Here is a 2,081-nt window from a genome sequence, read left to right on the forward strand (position 1 = left end):
CGCGCAGGCAGACATCCTTGCAGCCTTCATCGTTGTCCCGCCAGAACACGTCCACACCCGCGTGCTGAAGCACATCCAGCACGTTCCAATGGGCCTTGGCCACGGGCTTGTCGAACTTCTCGCGCGTCATGTTCGAGAACATGCACGGCACCGACACGGTGGTCGCCGTGCCGCACGACCATGCGTCGCTGAAATAGATGGCCCCGGCCCGCTTCATCTCGGGATTGGTTTCGCGCGCATAACCCTGCAGCGACTGATTCTCTGCCCGTGCCGTCTCGCCCACCACGAACACGACCACCCGCTTGCGTGCCGCCATGGCGGGATCCGGTGCCAGCGTGGCATCGGTGCCGATCGGCGTCATCGTCGCCTTTTTACGGAAGACATCCCGCTGGAGATAGTGGAACGTGCCGCTGAGTGCCGCGTACGGATTGAACACCTCATACATCGGACGGTGGTTGCGCTCGAAGTAAACGTAATTGCGACCGGTCAGCAGGGGCGGCACGAGCAGCAGAGCCGTCGCGGCCAGTACGATAGCCGCACGCCACCTCAGGCTGCGCCACTTCGGCGGGAAGCGGACCGGCACCCACAAAATGAGGACCGCCGGCAAGACGCCGAACAGGGCAATCCAGCCGACGGACGCCGTGGTAATCAGCGCCGCGGCTTCCGCACGCGTCGTCTCGAAAATGCTCTGGATGATTTCTTCGTTCAGGCGGGCGCCGAACGTCTGCTCGTAGTACGCGCTGGCCGCTGATACGAGGACCAGGAGGGCCAACAAGAACTTGCCCACGCGCGGCCACGTGGCCAACGCAAGGGTCAGGACGAGGTTACCTAACAGTCGACAATAAACCGTCACACTCAAGGCCCAGAATCCGGGCAGACCCTGGGAAGCCGCAAGGGCCTCGCGCACTTCGGGCCAGAGGGTGCGATTTAGCACGGCAAGGATATAAACGCCAACGAGGGCGCCCAGCACCCAGGCCGGCAGCGCCCACTTCGCGCGGCGCGCGGCCGGGCGGTCTTGAATGATCATCCAGCGTCCTGTCTGGCCGGCACGATCGCGGGCCCTTAGAAGCCGTGAAATCTACAGGAGCGCCGTCACGGGCTCAAACGGCGGCGCCAGCAGGCTGGAAACCGGTGAACATGTCTACAAGGCTTCGCGGCGCCTTCTCGCCGAGCAGCAACTTGCTCAACGCCCTTGCCTCGGTCGCGGCCTTGGCGCTGCGCGGAAACAACGCTTCCTCATAGGCCACAAGCGCGACTTCGGCGTCGTGTGGATGCGCCGCAAGCGCTCTCCCTAGTTCGGCGCCGTCGTACATGGCGAGATTGGCGCCTTCACCGGAAGGCATCATCAGGTGCGCGGCATCGCCGAGCAGGGTCACGCCCGGTACGCGACGCCAACGATGGTCTTCCGGAAGCGCATGTAGGGGACGCGGCAACGGGGGAGTGTCACTACCGGTGATAAGTGCCTTTAACTCAGGCGCCCAGCCATCGAACTCCCTAGCGACACGGCCCAGCGCCGCTGCGTGGTCCGAGAAGTCGATGCCGTCGATCCACGCCTTCGGCCTGGTCAATGCCACATACGAGTGAAGCACCCCATGAGGTTCGCGGTGGGCCATGATGCCCTTCTGCGGTGCCAGCGCGAAAAATGCACCACCACCGACCGCCTGTGCACTTGCCTGATGACGAGCATCCGCATCACGCAGATACGTCTCGACGAAGGACACGCCGACGTAGACCGGCGTCGCATCAGAGAGCAGAGGGCGCACCTTCGACCATGCGCCGTCCGCACCGATCAGAAGGCTTGTCGTCGCCATCGAGCCATCGGTAAACGTCAGCGCATGACAGCCTCCACCGAGCGAACGGACGGCTGCAAGTTTGTGCCCCCAGCGTATGGTCTCAGCAGGAAGGGATTCGATGAGTATCCGCCGCAGCCCGCCCCTGGGCACCTCGGGTCGTCCACCCGTCCCGTCGTCCGGCTGGTCGAACAGGACCTTGCCATCCTTGTCCACGACACGGGTGGCCTGCCCTCCCTCATGAACGAGCGCAATGAACTCGTCGAAGAGTCCCGCTGCCTTGAGCGCAAC

The 2,081-nt window shown here is 64.0% G+C and carries 2 protein-coding genes; both read right to left on the reverse strand.

Annotated elements, in window-relative coordinates; translation table 11 throughout:
* Positions 1–1,027: phosphoethanolamine transferase (locus tag AC1DSN_RS21810; RefSeq protein ID WP_477332863.1), on the reverse strand; the 1,027-nt coding region annotated here is incomplete at its 3' end.
* A 73-nt stretch (positions 1,028–1,100) separates the two neighbouring features.
* Positions 1,101–2,081: FAD-dependent oxidoreductase (locus AC1DSN_RS21815; protein WP_477332865.1), on the reverse strand; the 981-nt coding region annotated here is incomplete at its 5' end.

It is taken from the genome of Luteibacter sp. P4_D7_3, from assembly GCF_056401735.1.